This is a genomic window from Sulfitobacter sp. 15WGC (assembly GCF_005068605.1).
In the GTDB taxonomy this organism is placed as follows: domain Bacteria; phylum Pseudomonadota; class Alphaproteobacteria; order Rhodobacterales; family Rhodobacteraceae; genus Sulfitobacter; species Sulfitobacter faviae.
In genome coordinates this window covers 1-20,014 of record NZ_SZNL01000019.1, presented here as the reverse complement: position 1 = coordinate 20,014, position 20,014 = coordinate 1, and the positions used below count along the sequence as shown (strand labels likewise).

The following is a 20,014-nucleotide window of genomic DNA, read 5'->3' as shown; positions in this document are numbered from 1 at the left end:
ATGGGACGTATACTGGCATTCATTCCGCTGGCAATCGCGGCCATTTTCGGGGGGTTTTTTCTGTGGGGCTTGAACCCGGACCGGGACCCGAACAACATTCCTTCGGTTCTGATCTCGCAGCCGGCACCCGAATTCGATCTGGCCGCTGTCGACGGGTTGGAGACGCCAGGGCTTTCCCGCGCCGATCTGGTCGGGAACCCGCGACCGGTCATCGTGAACGTGTTTGCCTCGTGGTGCGTGCCCTGCCGGGCCGAACACGGGGTTCTGACCCAGATGGTCGAAAAGGACGGGCTGACGTTGTTCGGGATCAATTACAAGGACAAGCCGGAGGATGCGACTAAATGGCTTGCTGAGCTTGGCAATCCCTACGAAAGGATCGGGTCTGATCTGAGCGGCAGAGTGGGGATTGAATGGGGCCTTTCGGGCGTACCTGAAACATTCATTGTCGGCTCTGACGGGACGGTGTTGTTCAGATATGTCGGCCCCGTCGTGGGCGAAACGGCGATTTCCACATTCAGGGAAGCATTGATCCAGGCTGGCGCGTTAGCAAGGGGCCAGAACGGATGAGGTATATCGCATTTGCTTTCCTCCTGCTGCTTCCGGTGACGGCCTTGGCGGTCGAGCCAGACGAGATGTTGCAGGATCCTGTACTGGAGCAACGCGCCCGTGAAATATCACGGGAACTGCGCTGCGTTGTCTGCCAGAATCAGGACATCGACAGCTCCAACGCCGGGGTTGCGCGGGACCTGCGCATACTGGTGCGCGAAAGGCTTGTTGCCGGTGACAGCGACAAGGAGGTCATCGCGTACATCCACGCCCGGTATGGCGATTATGTCCTGATGCGCCCGCCCCTGAATCGCGCCACTCTCGCGCTCTGGATGGCGCCCTTCGTGTTTGCGCTTGTTTCGCTGCTTGTCGGCTGGACCGTCATTTCGAGAAGCCGGCGCAGGGCTGCCGCAACGGGATTTTCCGATGACGAAAAAGCGGAAATTGCGCGTTTCATTGAAGAGAACGCTTCAAAGGACGGTTCATGATCTGGTTGGTTTTCGCCCTGTTATCCGTTGTAGGTCTGCTTTTCATGGGCCTGCCGCTGCGCCATCGGTCGTCGCGGACACCCGTCCCGGCTGACGCCACGGATGCGGTCCTCATGGATCAGTTGGATGAGGTTCGGCGGGATCTTGAGCGCGGTGTCATTTCCGACACCGAGGCCACGGCGGCGGAGCAGGAGATCAAGAGACGGATCCTCGTGCAGTCGCGCCGGTCCGTTCTGTCAGATGGGAAACCGGCGGCAGGGGGCCGCTTGATGGTCGTTCTGAGCGCAGTGTTCGTGCCGGTCTTCGCTTTTGGATATTACTCCGCAATGGGCTCGCCAGAGATCCCAGGTGTCGCCTTTGCCGAACGTGCCACTGAACGGCAGGAAGCGGCGGAAATCGCCGAATTGACAGATCGTCTGTACGTCCGGCTCAGTTCAGACCCCGAAGGCGGGCCTTCGGAAGGCTGGATGCTGCTGGGGCAAACCTATTCGAAAATGGGCCGGTATGCGGATGCAGCCGATGCATATAGAGTTGTCGCACAACGACCGGAGGCCGATTCCGCCGTCTTCTCCATGTTGGCCGAGGTTCTGATCTACGCAGAGCAAGGTGTGGTGACACCTGAAGCGGACACCGCGATTGATCGGGCGTACGAACTGGATCCTTCCAATCCCGGTGCTGCCTTTTTCAAGGCAGTCTCGCTCGAGCAGAAGGGCGATGAGGCTCGGGCTCACGAAACGCTGGTGGCCCGGCTGGACGATGCGGATAGGTTTTTCCCGTGGATGGAAAGCTTTGTTGGCGAAGCCAACCGGATTGGCGCGAAGATCGGCAAGGCTCCGATCTCGCTGGCCGACTATGCCCCGAAGACCAGTGCGTCCGGCCCGACACAGGAAGACATCGAAAACGCGCAGGACATGAGTGTGGAGGAACGACAGGATTTCATCCGCTCGATGGTCGAACGGCTGGCCACGCGGCTGGAAGATGAGCCTGACGATCTTGATGGATGGATGCGGCTTGGCAATGCCTATTCGGTTCTGGGTGATACCGCGCCGGCAATCGCGGCGTTTGAACACGCTGAAATCCTGTTGTCGGAGGTGCCGGGAGATGACCCGCGCCGTCAAGCCGTGCAAAGCGCGTTGGAACGGTTGCGCCCGTAGTGGCGTGGGCGACCGTCGCTGTGCAGGTGAATGTGAGGCAGGATCAAGGTTTGGCGCTTAATCGAAAGCCCATCCGGTCCGGCCGTCGTCACAGACTATTTCGTGGGTAGTACCTTCAGACTGACCGACCAAGCGACATCCTACGGGAAGCATGACGTCGTGTGCCGCATCCCGTGTCACGGAAGGGGGCTCAAGTGGGCAAAGCTTGCCCGAGGCCGACTGGGCACAACCGCCGAGGGCCAGAATACCTGCAATCGGAATTCCGATTGTCAGCCGCGTTCTAGCGGGCGCGTACCAGTTCTCGTTCGGGAGCTTGGCCATCTTCAAATTCTGCATCCACAGTCGCCTCGTTCGCCTGTTCAACTCTTGACCCGTGACACGACTTTCCCATCATCCTGTGCATGACGACATGCGCACCAAGACAAAGTGCGAGCGGCGCAAAAAGGCCGACGTTGCCCCACAGACCCGCGATCGTGCCGCCTGCAATAAAGAATGCGGCGACTGGAAACAACATAACGGCACAACAGGCCATCATACCATACTGCATCAGTTTCGATGAACCGGTGGATTTTTGACTTTGATTGTCAGACATGTAGCTCTCCAGAATATGCTCGTGTTCTTCTGCGACATTCCAGTGAGGCAAGGTCAAGGGTACATTCGGATACAATTTGATCAGATGACAGCCTGCGGGTCGTTGACCAAGTTGGCCCGTCAGGTTGCCAGATCCAACGCATAGGACAGGAATGTGACGAGGGGGATCGGGGTCAGGCTGAACAGCAAGGCCATGCTCATTGTCCTGAACATGGTAGGCTTCGATGCCTCGCCAGAAGGTTCTGTCAGAACCACCAGAAGCGCGATGAAGGTGCCGGGCGCCAGGGCATAGAGATATACGCCCGAGATGTTCCCAAACATGAACGACCGCTCGAGCGTTGGTCCGACCACGCTCAAAGCTGTTGCACGGCTGCCGTTGAACGAGCCGAACAGATCGGCCGACATCACATAGACGGCAATGTGAACCCCAATGAATGCGACACTCCGCAGCAGGCCATCTAAAACCAGGTAAACAATCGGCCGATGCTGGTACTGCTTCAGCGCGACCGATGCGGAAACGAACCCCAAGTAATTCACGAGGAAAACGACCACAAACCCATTGGTAAAGACCTGCCGGAGGAAGCGCGAGAGCGCGGTCCCATTCGTCAGCAGCAGCGTCGCAAAACCAGGCGTTGCGAGGATGTAGACAAGCAGGAACGGCAATATGCTTGCCAAGCTCAGAACGGATACGTTCCAACAAAATCTGCCGAATGGTAAGGTCGGCGAAAAACTTTGTCGGAACGTATCGCGGGCAAACACGTCAGCCGTGGGTTGCGAAGACTTGCGTCGACCCATCCATCAGTACAAGCAGCACATCATAGGGATCACCTTGGGGGCCCATGCCGGGCGAACCCATGGGCATTCCCGGTGCTGTCAGTCCGCGCGCGACAGGTTTTTCGCTCAGCAACCGCCCGATGTCAGCCGCAGGCACGTGACCCTCGACGAAATATCCGCCCACGGACGTAGTGTGACATCCTGCCAGTTCCGGCGCGATGCCGTGTTTCTGCTTCAGAACCTGAAGCGTGTCGTAATCCACGTCCTCGACCGATGCCTTGAAACCGGCAGCGATCATCTCATTTACCCAAGCGCCGCAGCAGCCGCAGGTCGGTGTCTTTGTCACCTGCAACGTGGGTGCGGCGGTTTGCGACAAAGCAGGCCCGGCCAAGGCCAGGCTGAGTGCCGTAAGGCCAAATTCACGTCGGTTCACTTAAAACTCCTCGTTGTTCTTCCTTAAATAGTTGCTCGGTATCCCGAAGTCGACTGCCCGCGCTGTTACATTTGGCTACAAACACGGGATGGGCGTCCCTTGGTGAAAATGACTATGTTGGCGGCATGAGCGATCTGCCACGCATCCTTGTCGTCGATGACCATTCAGAGATTCGGAAATCCGTCACCAGTTATCTGGAACGCAACGGCATGCGTGCTTCAGCGGCGGAAAATGCAGTTGAGATGGACGCAAGGCTGGCGGAAGCGCATTTCGATCTGATTGTCCTCGATGTGATGATGCCGGGGGAAGACGGGCTGTCCGCGTGCAGGCGATTGCGCAAGGAAGGGCATATTCCGATCCTGATGCTGACCGCATTGGGTGACGACGAAGACCGCATCGCGGGTCTGGATGGCGGGGCAGACGATTATCTCGCCAAGCCGTTTAATCCCAAGGAACTGGTGGCGCGGATCAACGCGATATTGCGTCGGACGCAGCTGATCCCAAAACCGAATGGTTTTGCGGGGAAAACGTTGAAGTTTGCACACCTAAAGCTGGATTTCGATGGCCGCACACTGATTGACCAAGGCGGTTCGCGTACGCAACTTACATCCGGTGAACTCAAACTCCTGACCCTGTTCCTGCAAAGGCCAAGGACGGTCATTGGCCGCGAGGAGCTGCTCAAATTGAGCACCGGCCGGGTCGCCGGTCCATTGGACCGAACCATCGACAATCAGGTGAGCCGGTTGCGCCGGAAGATGGAAGAGGACGTTTTGCGCCCGAAGATCATCGCGACTGTCCGGCATGGGGGGTATAGTCTTTCCTGCGATGTCGAGATTTGCGAATGAAGCTGCTTCCGCGGACGTTGCGTGCACAGATTGCCCTTCTGGTCCTCGGTGTCTTGATCCTCGCGCAAGCTCTGAGTCTTTGGTTTTTCGTTGATGAACGCTCGTTAGCCATTCAGGCCGCCATCGGTGCCGAAGCCGCCGGAAGGGCCGCAAATGTCGCACAGTTGATTGAAGGCGCACCCCCGGAATTGCATGCCCAGATCGTCCGCGCGGCAACGTCTCCGCTCGTACGGTTCGACCTTACAGACGAGCCGTCGGTTGCACACGGACAACACGATGACGGTGGAGCGGTCGAAGCGCGGATACGGGCACTGCTTCAGGAAAGCTACAGCCGGGATATCCGGGTTGAGGTTCATGAAATCGAGGGAGGTCTGCTGCCCCTTCCGAACCTGTCACCGGAAATGGCGCAAATGCACGCCGAAATGATGCAGGGCAGCCTTGCGGCCATCGAGATGGAGCTGTCCATTGCGCTGTCCGGTGGGAATTGGCTCAACATCGAGACGCGGTTCGAACGGCCGCCTCTGCAAAGGTCGCTGGCGTCCAACATATCCTTTGCACTGACTGCGGGACTTCTGCTGGTTGCAAGTTTCTGGTTTCTCCTGTCCCGACTGACCGGACCACTCAACGATCTCGCGACTGCGTCCGAACGTCTGGGTCGCGGCGCCGCCAAGGGCGATCTGCCGGTCGTAGGGCCGAAGGAAGTTCGGGATCTGACCCGATCATTCAACATCATGCAGGATCGCCTGACGCGATTTGTCAGTGACCGGACCCAGATGCTTGCAGCGCTTGCGCATGATCTGCGCTCGCCTTTGACGGCGCTTAGGGTGCGGGCCGAAATGGTGGACGACGAAGACACGCGCACGTCCTTGGTGGCGTCAAGTGAAGAGATGCAACGGATGGTCGATGCGACCCTCGATTTCGCGAAGGGCGTCGGACAGCATGAAGAGGTCCAATCGGTTGATTTGCACGATCTGATCACTGGTATGGGCTTGGACAAGGTTCAGGTGACCAGCCAAGGTCCACTCATCGTATCCGTGAAACCAAGCGCGATGGGGCGCGCGTTGAGAAACCTGATTGAGAACGCGATCCGCTACGGGAGTGAGGCCAGGGTTTCGTGGCAACGCATGGGCAGTGAGGTAGTGGTCGCCATCGACGATCAGGGGCCCGGTATTCCCGACAATCAGCTGGAGGCTGTTTTCGGACCCTATGTCAGGCTCGAGACGTCGCGATCACAGGATACCGGCGGTCATGGCCTGGGGCTGTCGATTGCGCGCAGCATCATCCTTGAGCACGGTGGTTCTATCGAACTGAAAAACCGCACTGATGGGGGTCTGCGCGCTGAAATCACGCTGCCCGTCAAACAAAGCGCCGAGTCAGCCCCGAAAGAGGAAGGCTCGCCACATATGGCGCGGGTTGTTCGTCACCTCAAACCCGACTAGTTTAGTGAGGCAAGTATATGAAACGAAGATATTTCCTGACTTCTGTTGCAGCTCTTTCGGTGAGTGGAAAAACAGCATTCGCGCATAGTGACGCAGAGCACGACCGGCGCGTCGGGCCATCTGTGGTGCCCCCGGAGCAGTTGCCGCGCCAGGTTCCGTTCACCGAGGCAGACAAACCGGGAGAAATACATGTCGATCCGAACCAGTTCGCTTTATTTTGGACTTTGCCGAACAATCGGGCAATCAGGTATACCGTCGGAATTGGCCGGGAGGGGCTCTATGAATCCGGCGAGTTCTATGTCGCGCGCAAGCAAAAGTGGCCGCGGTGGACGCCCACACCCGCCATGATAGCCAGAGATCCTGACCGATATCTTCGTTTTGCGGGCGGTGTGCCCGGTGGGCTGAACAATCCACTCGGTGCCCGCGCCTTGTATCTTTACCAGCCAGGGCGTGGGGACACCTACCTGAGAATTCACGGCACAACGGATCCGAAGACGATTGGTCGACGTGTCTCAAACGGCTGTGCAAGGCTTACCAATAATCAGATCATCGAACTCTATGAGAAGGTCCCGCTCGACACGCGTGTTGTCCTGAAACCCATCGAGGTTTGAGGCAGCAGCGCGAAGACGTGTCCGTTGGCCGGGATACATATCGTTACATAATATCAGGCCCCGGACTGTTCATGAAATGCGACCAGGCGGGTAGTCTAGTGGATAGGCAGACAACAACATGAGGCCATATGATGACCCGCAAGCAAACACGTGTAACGCGTCGAGCATTCACGGCAGGTGCCGCATCGGCAGCTTTCGCGGCCCCGTCCATCCTGCGTGCGCAGGTGGATCAAACCAGTGTCCGAAGGAATATCTCATCGTTTCGTACACACGCTTGGCAAGACCACTTTGACGCTTTGGACAAGGGTATCATCATCGCAGACACCGTTACCCGCGTGATGCAACACTGGACGGCCGATGGCGAAATGCGCATTTATCCGACATCGGTTCCCTTGTCTGACGAGCTGACAAAGCGCGGCTACACGACAGTCACGTTCAAGGACCCCGAACCTGACTGGACCCCTACACCCTCCATGCGCGAACGTGACCCGTCTTTGCCAGCCTATATGCCGCCCGGGCCGGATAACCCGTTGGGCGTCCGTGCCCTGCACCTGAGTTGGACGTACTACAGGATTCACGGCACCCATGATACGCGCAAGATCGGAAGACGCTCTTCAAGCGGGTGTATCGGTCTCTACAACGAGCAAATCATCGAGGTGTTCGAAAGGACACCGGTCGGCACGCAGGTACGATTAATCTGATGTCGAAGTCCGGCATCCTGATTGCGGCGTTTTTTTGTCGTCGGTGGCGCGGTTGTGATCTGGCAGCAATTGCAGCCATCGTCTTCGATGCCCGGCCACACAATGACAACGCCTGATCTTTCGCAGACGGAAGAGGGCGCGCCGATTGCAGACGTGGTTGTGCCTGCTGAATTCTCAGCAAATGCCCAATTGGGAAAGCGTGTTTTCGATGGCGCTTGCGCCGCTTGTCACGGTGCGAATGCTGCCGGACAGAATGGCGTGGCACCGCCGCTTGTCCACAAGATCTATGAACCGAGCCATCACGGTGACGCCGCTTTTTTGCTTGCCGCGAAACAAGGTGTCAGAGCGCACCATTGGAAGTTTGGCAATATGCCGCCAGTTGAAGGCGTCACGCCCGGCGATGTGAAGATGGTTGTTGCATATGTGCGGGAACTTCAGCGCGCCAACGGGATCAATTGACAGGAATGACCAACTTGAACATGAAGATATGGATTACTGCCATTGCGATCGGGACGACCGGCGTTGCTGCCTTGGCGCATTCCGGAGCAACCGGCGTGGTGCTGGAGCGGATGCAGGGCATGTCCGCGATGGCCAAAACACTCAAGACGCTATCACCCATGATGCGGGGTCAGGTACCTTATGACGCCGATGTCGTCCGCAGGGAAGCTGGCGCGATGATCGGCCATGCCGGTGAGCAAATGACGCGACTGTTTCCTGAAGGCTCGGGTGGCGGAGTGTCCAAGGCGTTGCCGTCGGTCTGGGAAAACAGCGAAGAGTTCGCGGCCCTTGCGCAAGAGTTGAGAACAGCCGCCGAAGGATTGAAGTTGAGCGCAGGCAATGGGTTGGCCGCAGCACAGGGCAACGGTAGCGAATCAATGATGGGCGGCGCCACTGACGGGATGATGGGTGGCGGGTCCGCGCCTGCAATGGGAGGGGGCATGATGGGATCGGACCTTCCCATGACGACCGAGATGTTTGCGGACATGCCGACCGACCGTGCGTTCGCGATGGTCGCCCAGACCTGTTCGGCCTGCCACCAGAAGTTCCGCAAAGAGGACAAGTGATCAGATGCGGTGGTGGCGTTGGATCATCGGTGCGGGGGTCGTCGGCGGCATCGGCGTTGTCGCGGCAACGATAGCCTGGCCGATCGGTGCGCCAGTCTCGGACCTGACCCTGCAAGGCGATGCCCAGCGGGGGTCGTATCTGGCGCGCGCCAGTGGATGCATTGCGTGCCACACCAACTTTGAAGCTGGCGGGGCGCCATTGGCAGGAGGAGCGCCGCTCCGGACCGATTTCGGGACATTCTATCCGCCAAATCTGACCACCGATGTCGAATTCGGGATTGGCGGCTGGACAGTAGAAGAGTTTGCAAAAGCGGTAAGGCAGGGAATTTCCCCGGACGGAGACCCCTATTATCCCACCTTCACCTACCCGTTTTATGCAAACTACACGGATCAGGACATTGCCGATCTGTGGGCCGCGTTCCAGACCGTGCCAGCCGTGAATGTGCCGACCCCGTCCCATGAGGTGCCTTTTCCGTTCGATCAGCGATGGGGGATGAAACTTTGGCGGGCGGCTTTTCTGACAAAGCCTGACACCGCACCAGAGGCGGACCGAAGCGATGCTTGGAACAGGGGCAAGCTGCTGGTCAACGGGGCGGCACATTGTGCTGCCTGCCACACAACGCGGAACTTTGCAGGCGCACGCATAGTATCGAAGAGGTTTTCCGGCAACGACGCCTTGCCGGGAGGTGGCAAAGCACCTTCGATCCGGACGCGCGATCTTGTGTCCGAAGGCTGGACAACAGACGATATGGCTTATGCATTGCGATCTGGCATAACGCCGTCTGGCGACGTATTTGGTGGATCAATGGCCGAAGCCGTGCGCTATGGCACGGGCTTTCTGAGCGACGCAGACCTGAATGCGATGGCCACCTACCTGCTGGACAACAAATCATAATCTTGGGAACCCACGAATGATCACGCTCAATCGCCGCCAATTTCTGGCAACATCTGCTGCGTTCAGTGGTCTGTCGGCCAGCACTGGATTTGCGGGCACGCCATTCGCGACCCTGACAGCCCAGCAAAGCGACGTGCAGCTGCTGCCCGGCAACTATGGCAAGACATCGCTTTGGTGCTTTGACGGCGGCTCACCCGGTCCGGAGATTCGCGTGGCGCAGGGGGGGCGTGTCCAGCGCAGATTGGTCAACCGGTTTTCTCAGGGAACGTCGACGCATTGGCACGGCATCCGCATCGACAATGCGATGGATGGCGTTTCCGGCCTGACACAGGATGTGGTCCAGCCGGAGGAAACATTCGACTATGACTTTACTGTCCCGGATGCCGGGACCTATTGGTACCATGCCCATAATAGGTCGTTTGAGCAGGTGGGCAGAGGGCTTTACGGTGCACTGATCGTGGAAGAGGCCGAGCCTCTCGACATTGATCGCGAGGAAGTCCTGATCCTGGATGATTGGCTTATTGACCCCGAAACCGCGCAGATCAAAGACGACTTCGGAGCGCCTCATGATCTCAGCCACGCAGGGCGCATCGGCAACCTGCTGACGACCAATGGAACCTTCAATCTGGGCCTGAGTGCACGCAAGAACGAAAGACTGCGCTTGCGGCTGATCAATGCTGCCAATGCGCGCAATTTCCAACTGGGGCTGGAAGGCCTTGACGGTTGGGCGGTTGCTTTGGACGGCATGCCCCTGGCTGCACCCATTAAGGTGACGGAGCCGATGATCCTCGCTCCGGCTCAACGGATCGACCTGATCGTCGATGTGGTCGCGGATGTTGGTGAAACGGCTCATATTCTTCAGTTCGGCCGGGAAGAGGCCTTCAGCCAGGTTACATTCGAGGTCGTTGAGTGGGGCTCGAAAAATCGTCGAGACGCGCCTTTGGCCTTGCCGCCGAACGACCACAGGATGGTCGACTTGAGTGAAGCCACGATGCTCAGCCTGAGTATGGAAGGCGGTGCCATGGGGCGGATGAGGTCCGCTTCCCTTGGGGGCGAACTCAAGCCGATCGGCGAGATCGTCGAGGCCGGGTATTTCTGGTCGTTCAACGGCAAAGTGGACGGGATCAACGGTGATCCCCTTGCGCGGCTGGACCGCGGCCAGAATGTACGATTGAAGATCGTGAACGACACGGCGTTTCCGCACGCGATGCACCTGCATGGCATTCACTTCCACGAGGTCGCCGAAAACGGCACCCTCGGACCGCTGCGTGACACGACCCTTCTTGAACGGGGTCAGACGCGCGAGATTGCCTTTGTGGCGGACAACCCGGGCCAATGGCTGCTACATTGCCACATGCTGTCGCATGCGGCTTCGGGCATGATGACCAAGATCGTCGTTGGATGACCCCGCGATCCGTCTATCTTGCGTTGGGCGTAGTTACCGTTGCGGTGGCTACCATATTCCTGTGGACCCGGTCCGGCGGAACCGACCATACGGCGGAAAACCTCATCAACTCCTCAGCCGATGTGGCCGCGGGCGAAGTCCTCTATGCCGAAAATTGCGCCGCGTGCCATGGCGCAAATCTGGAAGGTGAAGAAAACTGGCGCAGTCCGCGTGATGACGGAAGCCTGCCCGCACCGCCGCATGATGCAAGCGGCCACACTTGGCACCACGCGGACAGCATGCTGTTCGCCTACACCAAGCTGGGGGGCGCCGAGGTTCTCGCGGCGCAAGGCGTTGACTTCAACAGCGGCATGCCCGGTTTCGGCGACCAACTGAGCGACGGGGAAATCTGGGACATCCTCGCATACATCAAGTCAACATGGCCGGAGCGTGAACGCGCCACGCAAGCCGAGCGCACGGCCCAGGATATTGCCTCACAAGGAGACGGATAATGAAAAGATTCTTGGCTACCACCGCACTGTTAATGCTTCCCATCGCTGCGACGGCAGACGGCATGGACGAAGACCGGATCAAGGAACTGGTGCTGGAAGCCATCCGCGAGAATCCGGGCATCGTGTTCGAGGCCGCGCAGTTGTTCGAACAGCAACAGCAGGCGTTGCAGGCGCAAGCCGCAGCGCAGGTTCTCGATACGGAAAAAGCCACGCTTGAAAATGATCCCAATGCGCCCGTTCTGGGCAATCCGGATGGCGATGTCACGGTTGTCGAATTCTTCGACTACAACTGCCCCTATTGCCGCCGGGTTAAACCTGAAATGGAGGCATTGCTTGCCGCTGATCCCAACGTCAGGGTCGTTTACCGGGAATGGCCCATTCTGGGGGACGGGTCGGTTTTTGCCGCCCGCGCGGCGCTGGCGTCCCGAAACCAGGGCAAATATGAAGAGTTTCATTGGGCCATGATGCAACTGAAGGAACGCGCAGAGGAAGCATCGATTCTCCGCACTGCGGAAAACATCGGCCTCGATGTTGCACAGTTGCGTAGCGACATGAACGGACCGGAAATAGAAGAACACATACAGACTTCCATGCGGCTTGCGCAATCTCTGGGGTTCAGTGGCACACCTTCATTTGTGATCGGCGACAGTCTTGCGCCGGGCCTGATCCAGGCGGACCAGATGATCGAGCTTGTCGATCAGGCACGGGCCGCCGAATAAGGACAAGCTTACGCGGCTGAAGCGTCGTAGCCAGCGTCAACGATGGCTTGCCGCACAGCGGCCTGTTCCAATGTGCTTTGGACAGTGACAAGGCGAAGGTCCAGATCGGACGTGACAACGGCTGATGGATCCTTTGCCTTGATGCCGCTTTCGATAGCGGATGTACAGTGTCCACAGCTCATTTTCGGGACGGAAAAAATCATGAAGGCCTCCATTTTTGGTACAACCTCAGACTTGGTCGTTCCATCGGGAGGAAGGTCAAGCAAATATCAGAAAAATAAATGAGATACTCTCTTGAGCTTCCAGCAACTGGAAGCCCTATATCAGGGTAAGTTCAACCGAGGAGTCTCTCATGACCGACCCCAATACGATACGTCTGTCCGTTTCCGGCATGAGCTGCGCGTCCTGTGTGGGCAGGGTTGAAAAGGCTCTCGGCGAGGTTCCAGGCCTTTCGAACGTCAGTGTCAATCTGGTGAGTGAAACGGCACAGTTTCAGACGGATGATGCAGCCACGACGGGCGCAGCGGTTGCGGCACTGTCGCAGGCCGGCTACCCGGCAAGCACGGCGCGCGTCACGCTGAACGTAGACGCCATGTCCTGCGCGTCCTGTGTCGGTCGGGTTGAACAGGCGCTTGTACGGACACCCGGCCTATTGAATGCGGCGGTCAATCTAGCAACCGAAACGGCTGTGGTAGAGTATCTTTCAGATGCCATCACCCCGGAAGAGATTGCCCGGATCAGTACGGAGGCGGGATACCCGGCCGAGATTGCGCAGAGCGATGCGCACGAGGACCGATCGGACCGCAAGGCAGAAGAAGCCGACGCGCTGGCGCGCCGTGTCATCCTTGCCGCGATCCTGACCGTTCCGGTGTTCGTTCTGGAAATGGGAAAACACACCATACCCGGCTTTGAGGGCCTGATTGAGAGCACAATCGGCATTCAAACGTCGTGGCTGATCCAATTCGCGCTTGCCACGGTGGTTCTGTTCGGACCGGGTTGGAGGTTCTTTGCGAAGGGCATTCCGGCGTTGATCAAGCGTGCTCCGGATATGAACAGCCTTGTCGCGCTGGGAACCGGGGCGGCGTGGACTTATTCCGTAGTCGCGACCTTCCTGCCACAGGTGCTGCCTGACGGTGTGCGCGCCGTCTATTTCGAAGCAGCGGCGGTTATTGTCGTTCTGATCTTGTTGGGTCGCTGGCTTGAAGCGCGGGCCAAGGGCAAGACCGGTGCAGCCATTCAGGCCCTTCTTGGTCTGCAGGCAAAGACAGCCAGGGTCCTGCGCGAGGGGCAGGCGACCGAGGTTGACATCAAGGAACTTCGGATCGGCGATCAGATCCTCGTGCGTCCCGGTGAAAGGCTGCCTGTCGATGGCGAGGTCACAGAAGGATCAAGCAACGTCGATGAAAGCATGATCACCGGTGAACCCCTCGCCGTGCCAAAGGCTGCTGGCGAACCGGTGACCGGCGGCACGGTGAACGGCACCGGGAGCCTGACCATAACGGCGACGCGGGTCGGGGCGGATACCACGCTGGCGCAGATTATCCGCATGGTCGAAGATGCTCAGGGGGCCAAGCTGCCGATCCAAGGCCTAGTGGATCGCGTGACCATGTGGTTCGTGCCTGCCGTTCTGGTTCTGGCGCTTGCGACTGTGGTTGTCTGGCTGCTGGTCGGTCCCGATCCGGCTCTGACCTTTGCGCTTGTGGCGGGTGTCTCCGTTCTGATCATTGCGTGCCCCTGCGCCATGGGGTTGGCCACGCCCACCTCGATCATGGTGGGGACAGGACGCGCTGCCGAGATGGGGGTGTTCTTCCGCAAGGGAGATGCGCTGCAACATCTGGACGACGTCGGCCTCGTTGCGCTCGACAAGACCGGGACGGTCACCCAAGGGCAACCCAGTTTGACAGACCTCATCACGGCCGACGGCTTTGACCGGGCAGAGATACTCGCCCTCATCGCATCTGTCGAGGCGCAGTCTGAGCACCCGGTGGCAGAGGCCATCGTGCAGTCCGCAAAGAGCGAAGGCCTGTCCTGGCCCGATGCGACGGAATTCCGGTCCGTGACCGGCTACGGTGTCGAGGCGCTTGTCCAGGGCCGCAAGGTTCATGTCGGTGCGGATCGCTTCATGGTGCAGCAGGGCATTGACACCAGCCCGCTGGAAGACCGCGAAAGGGCGTTGGCCGAAAAGGGACGCACCGCGCTTTATGCTGCGGTGGATGGAACCCTGGCGGCTGTGATTGCCGTGGCAGACCCGGTCAAATCCTCCAGCGCCGAAGTGATCGCAGCTCTGCATGATCGAGGGATCAAGGTCGCGATGATCACCGGAGACAAGAAGGCCACGGCAGATGCCATAGCCCGCGAGGTCGGGATCGACCACGTCATTGCAGGGGTATTACCGGATGGAAAAGTCGCCGCCCTGGACGAATTGCGGCAAGGGAACAGCAAGATCGCCTTTGTCGGGGACGGCATCAACGACGCGCCAGCACTGGCCCATGCCGATGTCGGCATCGCCATCGGAACCGGCACGGATGTCGCAATCGAAAGCGCCGACGTGGTGCTGATGTCGGGGGATCTGCGCGGCGTGGTGAATGCAATAGACGTGTCGCGCAAGACCATGCGCAACATCCGGCAGAACCTCATCTGGGCCTTTGGCTATAACGTCGCGCTGATCCCTGTGGCGGCGGGCGCGCTTTATCCAGCCTTTGGATTGCTCCTGTCGCCGGTGTTTGCCGCCGGGGCCATGGCGCTGTCCTCCGTGTCGGTTCTGACCAACGCGCTGCGGCTGCGACGGATCAAGGCGACGATGTCGGAACAGGATCCGCCCCACGACGCGGCGACGAAATTCGCAACGCAGCCCGCAGAATAGGAGACAGGTGTGAACATCGGAGAAGTATCAGAACGCGCGGGTTTGCCAGCGAAGACAATCCGCTACTACGAAGACATCGGCCTTGTCCGGCCTTTGCGCAGCGATAACGGATATCGCGCCTTTCGCGACAGCGACATCCACAAGCTCGCATTCCTGGGCCGCGCCCGGACCTTGGGGTTCTCGATAGAAGACTGCCGCACGCTGCTTGATCTCTATGAGGATGAGACACGGGAAAGCGCACAAGTAAAAGCGGTCGCACAAGAACACCTGGCGGCCATTGACGAAAAGATTGCCCAGCTCAGGTCGATGCACGATACGCTGTCACACCTCGTTGACGCCTGCCATGGCGATCACCGCCCGGATTGTCCGATTCTGAAAGATCTGGCCAAAGAGCCGTAGCGCATGATGCTTGGGGCCGACATTCTTCGGATTTTCGCACCGTAGCGTTGGAGTTTGTTGGAGCCCTCCCCCGCTGGAATGTTGTTTCTTCAGCAATTCAAGCCAAGGTGGAGGGATCAAATGTCTGAAGATACGACCGGGAAATCTAGCGGCGGGTCCCACGCCCGTTCAAGTGAAGATGCAGCACATTCGGGGGGCCATTCAGGTTCATCCTATGGCCGGTTTCTGGCGATGGTTGGCACGTCGACAGCGATCATGTTCGGCCTGATGTACATCAACTCGTACTCCTTCGAACATGTCTACTGGAGCGAAACCCGATTTTACATGACGTTCATCATGGGCGCGACGATTGCGACCGTGATGCTCCTTTTCATGTTGAACATGTACAAGAACAAGGGCGTCAACGCCGCGATCTTTCTCGGGTCTGTCGTGATGTTTGCCGGCGCGCTCTGGCTCGTGAGAAGCCAGGAGACCATTCAGGACGAAAGCTGGATGAGCGCGATGATCCCGCACCACTCCATCGCGATCATGACAAGCGAACGGGCCGAGCTGACAGATCCACGGGTCAAGGCTCTGGCTTCGGAAATCGTGACGGCGCAAAATCGCGAAATTTCCGAAATGCGTTTCCTCATAGATGACATTGAGGCAAATGGCGAAGCCGGTCCTGAATGGCCACTTGGTGAAGCGGACGGTCCGGCTGAAATGGAGGGGCTTCAAGAAGCGATTGCAACCCCGGTGATTGCCGGAATCCGTCCTGCACCGCTCAAAGCCGAAGAAATAACACGCGCACTGGGGTCCGACGGACAATGCCGTTTCATTCGCGCCGTGAACGCCGATCCCATTCTGGTCACGGACGGGGCGGGGAACGGCGTCGCCAAGATATCCGGATCGCTGGTCAACTTCACGTCGCAAGACACAGTGACGTCCGGTGGCGTCCTGTCTGCCGATGGTGGCCAATTCACGCTGGCGCCGGGTGACGCGGACGGTGAAGACGCCACCCTGCTGTTTGAATTGACGGGAGAGACGCCTCTGACTGTCGGATTTACCGGGTATTGGACCTGCAACGGTTAAAGGATTTAAAGGAACGCGTCATGACGAGAGAGGCAAAATCCACCCCGAAGACGGCGGTTTTGTACCGAATGGTGATGGAGGAGCATGTTTGTCCCTATGGGCTGAAAATCGAAGGACCTGCTTGAGCGGGAGGGGTATTCGATTGAGGACCGGCCTCTGAACACCCGCGAGGAAACGGATGCTTTCATGGAAGAACACGGTGTCGAAACGACTCCGCAGACCTTTATCGGCAATGAAAGAATTGGTGGCTATGACGCGCTGAGGGAATTTTTCGGCCAGGACGTAAAGGATGACGACGAGACGACTTATCAACCCGTCATTGCGATATTCGCGGTCGCATTCCTTATGGCGCTTGGTCTCAGTTGGGCGTTTTACGGTTCGATCCTGACGCTGCGGGCATTCGAGTGGTTCATCGCGATCTCGATGAGCTTTCTTGCTGTTCAAAAACTGCAGGACGTCGAGACGTTTTCCACGATGTTTCTGAACTACGATCTGCTTGCCCAGAAATGGGTGCGCTATGGCTATGTCTATCCCTTCGGCGAAGCACTTGCCGGTATTCTCATGGTCGCCGGTGCCTTGGTCTGGATCAGCGCGCCTGTTGCACTGTTCATCGGTACGGTCGGAGCGGCTTCAGTTTTCAAGGCCGTCTACATCGATAAGCGCGAGATCAAGTGCGCCTGCGTGGGCGGCGGTTCAAACGTGCCGCTGGGTTTCGTGTCCCTGACCGAAAACCTGATGATGATATTCATGGGCGTCTGGATGTCGGCGCGTGCGATGGGCCTCTTTTAGGCCTAACCATCCGTTTTCAAAGCGGTCACAGGGTCGCCAAGTGCAGCCCTGCTCAGCGCGTCGAGAACGGCTTCGGACGTCAGAACCTCGGACAGGATGATCCCGTCTGGCGCGTTTGGCCCGTAGACGATGTTGAACGGGATGCCAAACCTGTTGTGGCTTTCCAGATACCGGGAAATGTCAGTGCTGGGCCTAGTCCAGTCTGCCCGCATCGCAACGACATTATCACCCCGCAGTTGGTCGACCACGGGCGCACGGTCCAGCACCAGCGTCTTGTTGGCCTTGCACGTCAGGCACCAGTCTGCGGTCACGTCGACAAAGACGGTTTTTCCCTGCGACACCAGTTTCGGTATCTCGGAGCGATCGAACGCGACCCAGTCCTGGCCCACCGCTCTCGTCTGCGGCGGGATTGTCAGCGCCGTCGGCACCAGAAGGCTGAGAACAGCAACCACCACCAGCGCTGTCGGGCGCGTCAATCTGCCCGGCAAACGTATTGTTGCGAGAAGAATGAAAAGGCTCGTCATAAGCAGCACGGTCATGGCCACCCGGCCACCCGCCACCCCTATCAGTACCCAGAGCAGCCAGATCGCGGTCCCGGCCAGAAGACCGGCAAGCACCCATTTGACGACAACCATCCAACGTCCCGGCCTGGGCAACAACCGGACCAGACCAGGCTTCCCCGCCAGAACCAGATAGGGCAGGGAGAGCCCAAGCCCCAGAGCCGTGAAAACGAGAATGACATCAATCGGGCGCCCGGACAGGGCAAAGGCAACCGCTGTCCCCAAAAACGGGGCCGAGCAGGGCGTGGCCAGCACCGCCGCGAAGGCGCCTGTTGCAAAATCTCCGCCATACCCGTCGCGACCGCTTGATCTGGCCAGCCGTGACTGCAACCCGGAGGGCAATGAAACTTCGAACACCCCGAACAGATTGGCAGAGAACACGGCAAGCACCAGAAACATGACGGTCAGGAAAACAGGGCTTTGGAATTGCAGGCCCCACCCAACGGTGACGCCGACGGATTGCAGAACCAGAATGATTGCGGCGAGGGCCCACATGAACACCAGAACGCCAAGCGCCGACATCAGGAACCCATTCCGGACCTCGTGCGCTGGCTTGTTTCCATGATTGAGAACCGATGTCAGCTTGATGGACAGGACAGGCAGAACACAGGGCATGACATTCAGGATCAGACCGCCAAGAAAGGCAAAGGCCGCAATCGCCAGGATTTGCGTCAGATCCGGCAGGTTCGCCATAACCTCGAATGGTGCACCCGGGATGCGGTCTGACCAAGCGGGCTGCGCTGTCACCGCGCGTGATCCATCGGTCAAAGTCAGTTGCAGGGGCGGCGGATCCTCCCCTTGCGCGAGAAGAGGCAGCTTGGCCCAAAGGGCTGTTCCCGCATCATCGGTTCGGATGTCCGGTTTGCCAAAGGTGAATTCCGGCCCCAGTTCCGGAAAGATATCCGGCTTCACAAAGGCATTCGCACTGCGCGCCGTCACATAAAGCGCATCATCCGCGATCACCGCCGTTTCGACAATGATGTCGCTCTCTTCGGGACCAAGCGGCACCCGCTGGGCATACTCCGAAATCAGGCCCGCCGCCTTCGCGTCAATCCCGGTGCCCGCCGGAATTGTCAGTGCGAGATCGAAATCATGCGGCACACAGACAGTCGAGCACGCCAGCAATGAAACACGCGCCTGCAATGTTGCGGACTGGCCCGCAGTTTCGAGAACTGCCTGAATGGGCAGGACGACACGGGTCTTGTAGCCAAAATTCTCGATGCCGAATGCCGTGAAGCGCTCAGGCGCGGGCCAGAGCATCTGTGCGCTCACCAGATTTTCCGATCCATCCCATGAAATTTCAGGCGGCAGACCCACCTCGCCGGGCGAACGCCAATAGGCTTTCCAGCCCTCGGCCAGCTCGACATCCAGGCCAAGGGAAAGGGTTCTGGAGGTTTCCGCGACCCCATTTTCAACGGAGATGAGCCGGGCCGTGATTGTTGAATTCTCGTAGGTATCGCTCGATGCAGCAAAGCCCATGGAGGCCCAAAGGCAAGCCATGAGAAGGAAGAATAGGCGCAACGTGGTTCGCATCATCTTTTGGCTCGCTTCCACCCTTGTCCCGAGATCGAAATCCGAAGCACCTCTATGGCTGCATCTCCCGGTTGGTCAACTTTACAAACGGATACAATGTCGTTTGTGAAGCCATCCCGCTGCGAGAATAACGCGACGAAGTCCGCGTTCGTAGCAGGAAGGCCAATAGAAGCTTTTTTCTTCATTGAACATTTCAATCGCAACCGCGGCCTCCAACCTTCCAGCGCTGGAAATTGAAACCAAATGCGGATGACTTAGTTGAACGCTTAGCAATTGAGAGAAGGAAGAAGAGGTGTTGTCACATTAACGGTCCTGAGGTTGCTGGTTCATTGATCTGGGCGTAGGCGGTGTCGATGCAGACACAAAAGATCAGCTACAAACGCCACCGGTTTCCGCCTCAGATCATCGCTCATATTGTCTGGCTTTACGTCCGGTTCAACTTGAGCCTGCGCGAGGTCGAAGAGCTGATGCTGGAACGTGGCGTCGACGTTTCGTATGAGACAATCCGGCGCTGGAGCGTCAAGTTCGGCCCCCTGATCGCCCACGTTCTACAGCGACGGCTGCCGCGCCCCGGCGATGTCTGGCATCTGGACGAAGTCGTTGTGAAGATCGCGGGTCGGTCATACTGGCTCTGGCGCGCGGT

The 20,014-nt window shown here is 58.5% G+C and carries 22 protein-coding genes and 1 pseudogene; 18 read left to right on the top strand and 5 right to left on the bottom strand.

Annotation, left to right across the window (positions count from 1 at the left end):
• From FCK22_RS14780 to ccmI, 3 genes are read left to right on the top strand one after another with little or no spacing between them, the layout of a single operon-like run.
• Complete coding sequence (locus tag FCK22_RS14780; protein ID WP_009824474.1) at nucleotides 1-567, top strand: DsbE family thiol:disulfide interchange protein; 567 nt, start codon at nucleotides 1-3, stop codon at nucleotides 565-567.
• Complete coding sequence (locus FCK22_RS14775; protein ID WP_009824475.1) at nucleotides 564-1,034, top strand: cytochrome c-type biogenesis protein; 471 nt, start codon at nucleotides 564-566, stop codon at nucleotides 1,032-1,034. Before FCK22_RS14780 ends, FCK22_RS14775 begins: the two co-directional genes overlap by 4 nt.
• Complete coding sequence (gene ccmI / locus FCK22_RS14770) at nucleotides 1,031-2,188, top strand: c-type cytochrome biogenesis protein CcmI (RefSeq protein ID WP_043847209.1); 1,158 nt, start codon at nucleotides 1,031-1,033, stop codon at nucleotides 2,186-2,188. The genes FCK22_RS14775 and ccmI overlap by 4 nt, the downstream gene beginning before the upstream one ends.
• 280 nt (nucleotides 2,189-2,468) lie before the next feature.
• Here ccmI and FCK22_RS14765 read toward each other — a convergent pair whose 3' ends face one another.
• The 3 genes from FCK22_RS14765 to FCK22_RS14755 all read right to left on the bottom strand — a co-directional run bounded on the left by FCK22_RS14765 (nucleotide 2,469) and on the right by FCK22_RS14755 (nucleotide 3,986).
• Nucleotides 2,469-2,780 carry a DUF2933 domain-containing protein gene (locus FCK22_RS14765; RefSeq protein ID WP_037953520.1) on the bottom strand — a complete coding sequence of 104 codons (312 nt, stop codon included), beginning with the start codon at nucleotides 2,778-2,780 and terminating at the stop codon, nucleotides 2,469-2,471.
• A 119-nt stretch (nucleotides 2,781-2,899) separates the two neighbouring features.
• Entirely contained in the window at nucleotides 2,900-3,442 is a 543-nt protein-coding gene (locus FCK22_RS14760) for a hypothetical protein (RefSeq protein ID WP_050672448.1), read from the bottom strand.
• A gap of 97 nt (nucleotides 3,443-3,539) precedes the next feature.
• Nucleotides 3,540-3,986, bottom strand: coding sequence for a DUF411 domain-containing protein (locus tag FCK22_RS14755; RefSeq protein WP_043847208.1), 447 nt, complete (start codon nucleotides 3,984-3,986; stop codon nucleotides 3,540-3,542).
• A 125-nt stretch (nucleotides 3,987-4,111) separates the two neighbouring features.
• Between FCK22_RS14755 and FCK22_RS14750 the strand changes: the two genes are divergently transcribed.
• From FCK22_RS14750 to FCK22_RS14705, 10 genes are all read left to right on the top strand, one after another.
• Complete coding sequence (locus FCK22_RS14750; RefSeq protein ID WP_067264443.1) at nucleotides 4,112-4,831, top strand: response regulator; 720 nt, start codon at nucleotides 4,112-4,114, stop codon at nucleotides 4,829-4,831.
• Nucleotides 4,828-6,270 carry an ATP-binding protein gene (locus FCK22_RS14745; protein WP_050672446.1) on the top strand — a complete coding sequence of 481 codons (1,443 nt, stop codon included), beginning with the start codon at nucleotides 4,828-4,830 and terminating at the stop codon, nucleotides 6,268-6,270. The genes FCK22_RS14750 and FCK22_RS14745 overlap by 4 nt, the downstream gene beginning before the upstream one ends.
• A 17-nt stretch (nucleotides 6,271-6,287) precedes the next feature.
• On the top strand, nucleotides 6,288-6,881 hold the full coding sequence (locus tag FCK22_RS14740; protein ID WP_005619183.1) for a L,D-transpeptidase: 594 nt from the start codon (nucleotides 6,288-6,290) through the stop codon (nucleotides 6,879-6,881).
• A gap of 128 nt (nucleotides 6,882-7,009) precedes the next feature.
• On the top strand, nucleotides 7,010-7,582 hold the full coding sequence (locus FCK22_RS14735; RefSeq protein ID WP_043847205.1) for a L,D-transpeptidase: 573 nt from the start codon (nucleotides 7,010-7,012) through the stop codon (nucleotides 7,580-7,582).
• A gap of 87 nt (nucleotides 7,583-7,669) precedes the next feature.
• Nucleotides 7,670-8,041 (top strand): cytochrome c, encoded by a 372-nt coding sequence (locus FCK22_RS14730; RefSeq protein ID WP_248646541.1) that lies wholly within the window; start codon nucleotides 7,670-7,672, stop codon nucleotides 8,039-8,041.
• A gap of 5 nt (nucleotides 8,042-8,046) precedes the next feature.
• Nucleotides 8,047-8,646, top strand: a complete 600-nt coding sequence (locus FCK22_RS14725; RefSeq protein ID WP_009824484.1) for a cytochrome c — start codon at nucleotides 8,047-8,049, stop codon at nucleotides 8,644-8,646.
• Nucleotides 8,647-8,650: 4 nt separating this feature from the next.
• Nucleotides 8,651-9,541, top strand: a complete 891-nt coding sequence (locus tag FCK22_RS14720; protein WP_067264441.1) for a cytochrome c — start codon at nucleotides 8,651-8,653, stop codon at nucleotides 9,539-9,541.
• A gap of 16 nt (nucleotides 9,542-9,557) precedes the next feature.
• Nucleotides 9,558-10,946 (top strand): multicopper oxidase family protein, encoded by a 1,389-nt coding sequence (locus FCK22_RS14715; RefSeq protein ID WP_050686572.1) that lies wholly within the window; start codon nucleotides 9,558-9,560, stop codon nucleotides 10,944-10,946.
• Nucleotides 10,943-11,437: a cytochrome c gene (locus FCK22_RS14710; protein WP_005619169.1), complete on the top strand. Its 495-nt coding sequence runs from the start codon at nucleotides 10,943-10,945 to the stop codon at nucleotides 11,435-11,437. The genes FCK22_RS14715 and FCK22_RS14710 overlap by 4 nt, the downstream gene beginning before the upstream one ends.
• A complete protein-coding gene (locus FCK22_RS14705) occupies nucleotides 11,437-12,156 on the top strand; it encodes a DsbA family protein (RefSeq protein ID WP_067264438.1) in 720 nt (239 codons plus the stop codon). The genes FCK22_RS14710 and FCK22_RS14705 overlap by 1 nt, the downstream gene beginning before the upstream one ends.
• An 8-nt stretch (nucleotides 12,157-12,164) precedes the next feature.
• Here FCK22_RS14705 and FCK22_RS14700 read toward each other — a convergent pair whose 3' ends face one another.
• Nucleotides 12,165-12,359 carry a heavy-metal-associated domain-containing protein gene (locus FCK22_RS14700; protein WP_037953528.1) on the bottom strand — a complete coding sequence of 65 codons (195 nt, stop codon included), beginning with the start codon at nucleotides 12,357-12,359 and terminating at the stop codon, nucleotides 12,165-12,167.
• A 149-nt stretch (nucleotides 12,360-12,508) separates the two neighbouring features.
• On the opposite strand from FCK22_RS14700, the gene FCK22_RS14695 reads away from it, so the two are divergent.
• The 4 genes and pseudogenes from FCK22_RS14695 to FCK22_RS14680 all read left to right on the top strand — a co-directional run bounded on the left by FCK22_RS14695 (nucleotide 12,509) and on the right by FCK22_RS14680 (nucleotide 17,278).
• Nucleotides 12,509-15,019, top strand: a complete 2,511-nt coding sequence (locus tag FCK22_RS14695) for a heavy metal translocating P-type ATPase (protein WP_067264436.1) — start codon at nucleotides 12,509-12,511, stop codon at nucleotides 15,017-15,019.
• A 9-nt stretch (nucleotides 15,020-15,028) separates the two neighbouring features.
• Nucleotides 15,029-15,418: a Cu(I)-responsive transcriptional regulator gene (gene cueR, locus FCK22_RS14690; protein WP_009824489.1), complete on the top strand. Its 390-nt coding sequence runs from the start codon at nucleotides 15,029-15,031 to the stop codon at nucleotides 15,416-15,418.
• A gap of 120 nt (nucleotides 15,419-15,538) precedes the next feature.
• Entirely contained in the window at nucleotides 15,539-16,489 is a 951-nt protein-coding gene (locus tag FCK22_RS14685; protein ID WP_009824490.1) for a DUF305 domain-containing protein, read from the top strand.
• 20 nt (nucleotides 16,490-16,509) lie between these two features.
• A pseudogene (locus FCK22_RS14680) lies at nucleotides 16,510-17,278 on the top strand (MauE/DoxX family redox-associated membrane protein).
• Between the two features lie 2 nt (nucleotides 17,279-17,280).
• Here FCK22_RS14680 and FCK22_RS14675 read toward each other — a convergent pair.
• Nucleotides 17,281-19,374, bottom strand: a complete 2,094-nt coding sequence (locus tag FCK22_RS14675; protein ID WP_043847195.1) for a protein-disulfide reductase DsbD domain-containing protein — start codon at nucleotides 19,372-19,374, stop codon at nucleotides 17,281-17,283.
• A 350-nt stretch (nucleotides 19,375-19,724) separates the two neighbouring features.
• On the opposite strand from FCK22_RS14675, the gene FCK22_RS14665 reads away from it, so the two are divergent.
• Nucleotides 19,725-20,014 (top strand): transposase (locus tag FCK22_RS14665; protein WP_136720531.1); only part of this gene is annotated, 290 nt, incomplete at its 3' end.

What these genes read in the sequence shown, in the direction of transcription:
- FCK22_RS14750 (WP_067264443.1), top strand. Translation starts at nt 4,112, where the DNA reads ATGAGCGATCTGCCACGCATCCTTGTCGTCGATGACCATTCAGAGATT.
- FCK22_RS14685 (WP_009824490.1), top strand. Translation starts at nt 15,539, where the DNA reads ATGTCTGAAGATACGACCGGGAAATCTAGCGGCGGGTCCCACGCCCGT.
- FCK22_RS14715 (WP_050686572.1), top strand. Translation starts at nt 9,558, where the DNA reads ATGATCACGCTCAATCGCCGCCAATTTCTGGCAACATCTGCTGCGTTC.
- FCK22_RS14765 (WP_037953520.1), bottom strand. Translation starts at nt 2,780, where the DNA reads ATGTCTGACAATCAAAGTCAAAAATCCACCGGTTCATCGAAACTGATG.
- FCK22_RS14675 (WP_043847195.1), bottom strand. Translation starts at nt 19,374, where the DNA reads ATGATGCGAACCACGTTGCGCCTATTCTTCCTTCTCATGGCTTGCCTT.
- FCK22_RS14710 (WP_005619169.1), top strand. Translation starts at nt 10,943, where the DNA reads ATGACCCCGCGATCCGTCTATCTTGCGTTGGGCGTAGTTACCGTTGCG.
- FCK22_RS14700 (WP_037953528.1), bottom strand. Translation starts at nt 12,359, where the DNA reads ATGATTTTTTCCGTCCCGAAAATGAGCTGTGGACACTGTACATCCGCT.
- FCK22_RS14745 (WP_050672446.1), top strand. Translation starts at nt 4,828, where the DNA reads ATGAAGCTGCTTCCGCGGACGTTGCGTGCACAGATTGCCCTTCTGGTC.
- FCK22_RS14780 (WP_009824474.1), top strand. Translation starts at nt 1, where the DNA reads ATGGGACGTATACTGGCATTCATTCCGCTGGCAATCGCGGCCATTTTC.
- ccmI (WP_043847209.1), top strand. Translation starts at nt 1,031, where the DNA reads ATGATCTGGTTGGTTTTCGCCCTGTTATCCGTTGTAGGTCTGCTTTTC.
- FCK22_RS14735 (WP_043847205.1), top strand. Translation starts at nt 7,010, where the DNA reads ATGATGACCCGCAAGCAAACACGTGTAACGCGTCGAGCATTCACGGCA.
- FCK22_RS14775 (WP_009824475.1), top strand. Translation starts at nt 564, where the DNA reads ATGAGGTATATCGCATTTGCTTTCCTCCTGCTGCTTCCGGTGACGGCC.
- FCK22_RS14705 (WP_067264438.1), top strand. Translation starts at nt 11,437, where the DNA reads ATGAAAAGATTCTTGGCTACCACCGCACTGTTAATGCTTCCCATCGCT.
- FCK22_RS14725 (WP_009824484.1), top strand. Translation starts at nt 8,047, where the DNA reads ATGACCAACTTGAACATGAAGATATGGATTACTGCCATTGCGATCGGG.
- FCK22_RS14730 (WP_248646541.1), top strand. Translation starts at nt 7,670, where the DNA reads ATGCCCGGCCACACAATGACAACGCCTGATCTTTCGCAGACGGAAGAG.
- FCK22_RS14695 (WP_067264436.1), top strand. Translation starts at nt 12,509, where the DNA reads ATGACCGACCCCAATACGATACGTCTGTCCGTTTCCGGCATGAGCTGC.
- FCK22_RS14740 (WP_005619183.1), top strand. Translation starts at nt 6,288, where the DNA reads ATGAAACGAAGATATTTCCTGACTTCTGTTGCAGCTCTTTCGGTGAGT.
- FCK22_RS14720 (WP_067264441.1), top strand. Translation starts at nt 8,651, where the DNA reads ATGCGGTGGTGGCGTTGGATCATCGGTGCGGGGGTCGTCGGCGGCATC.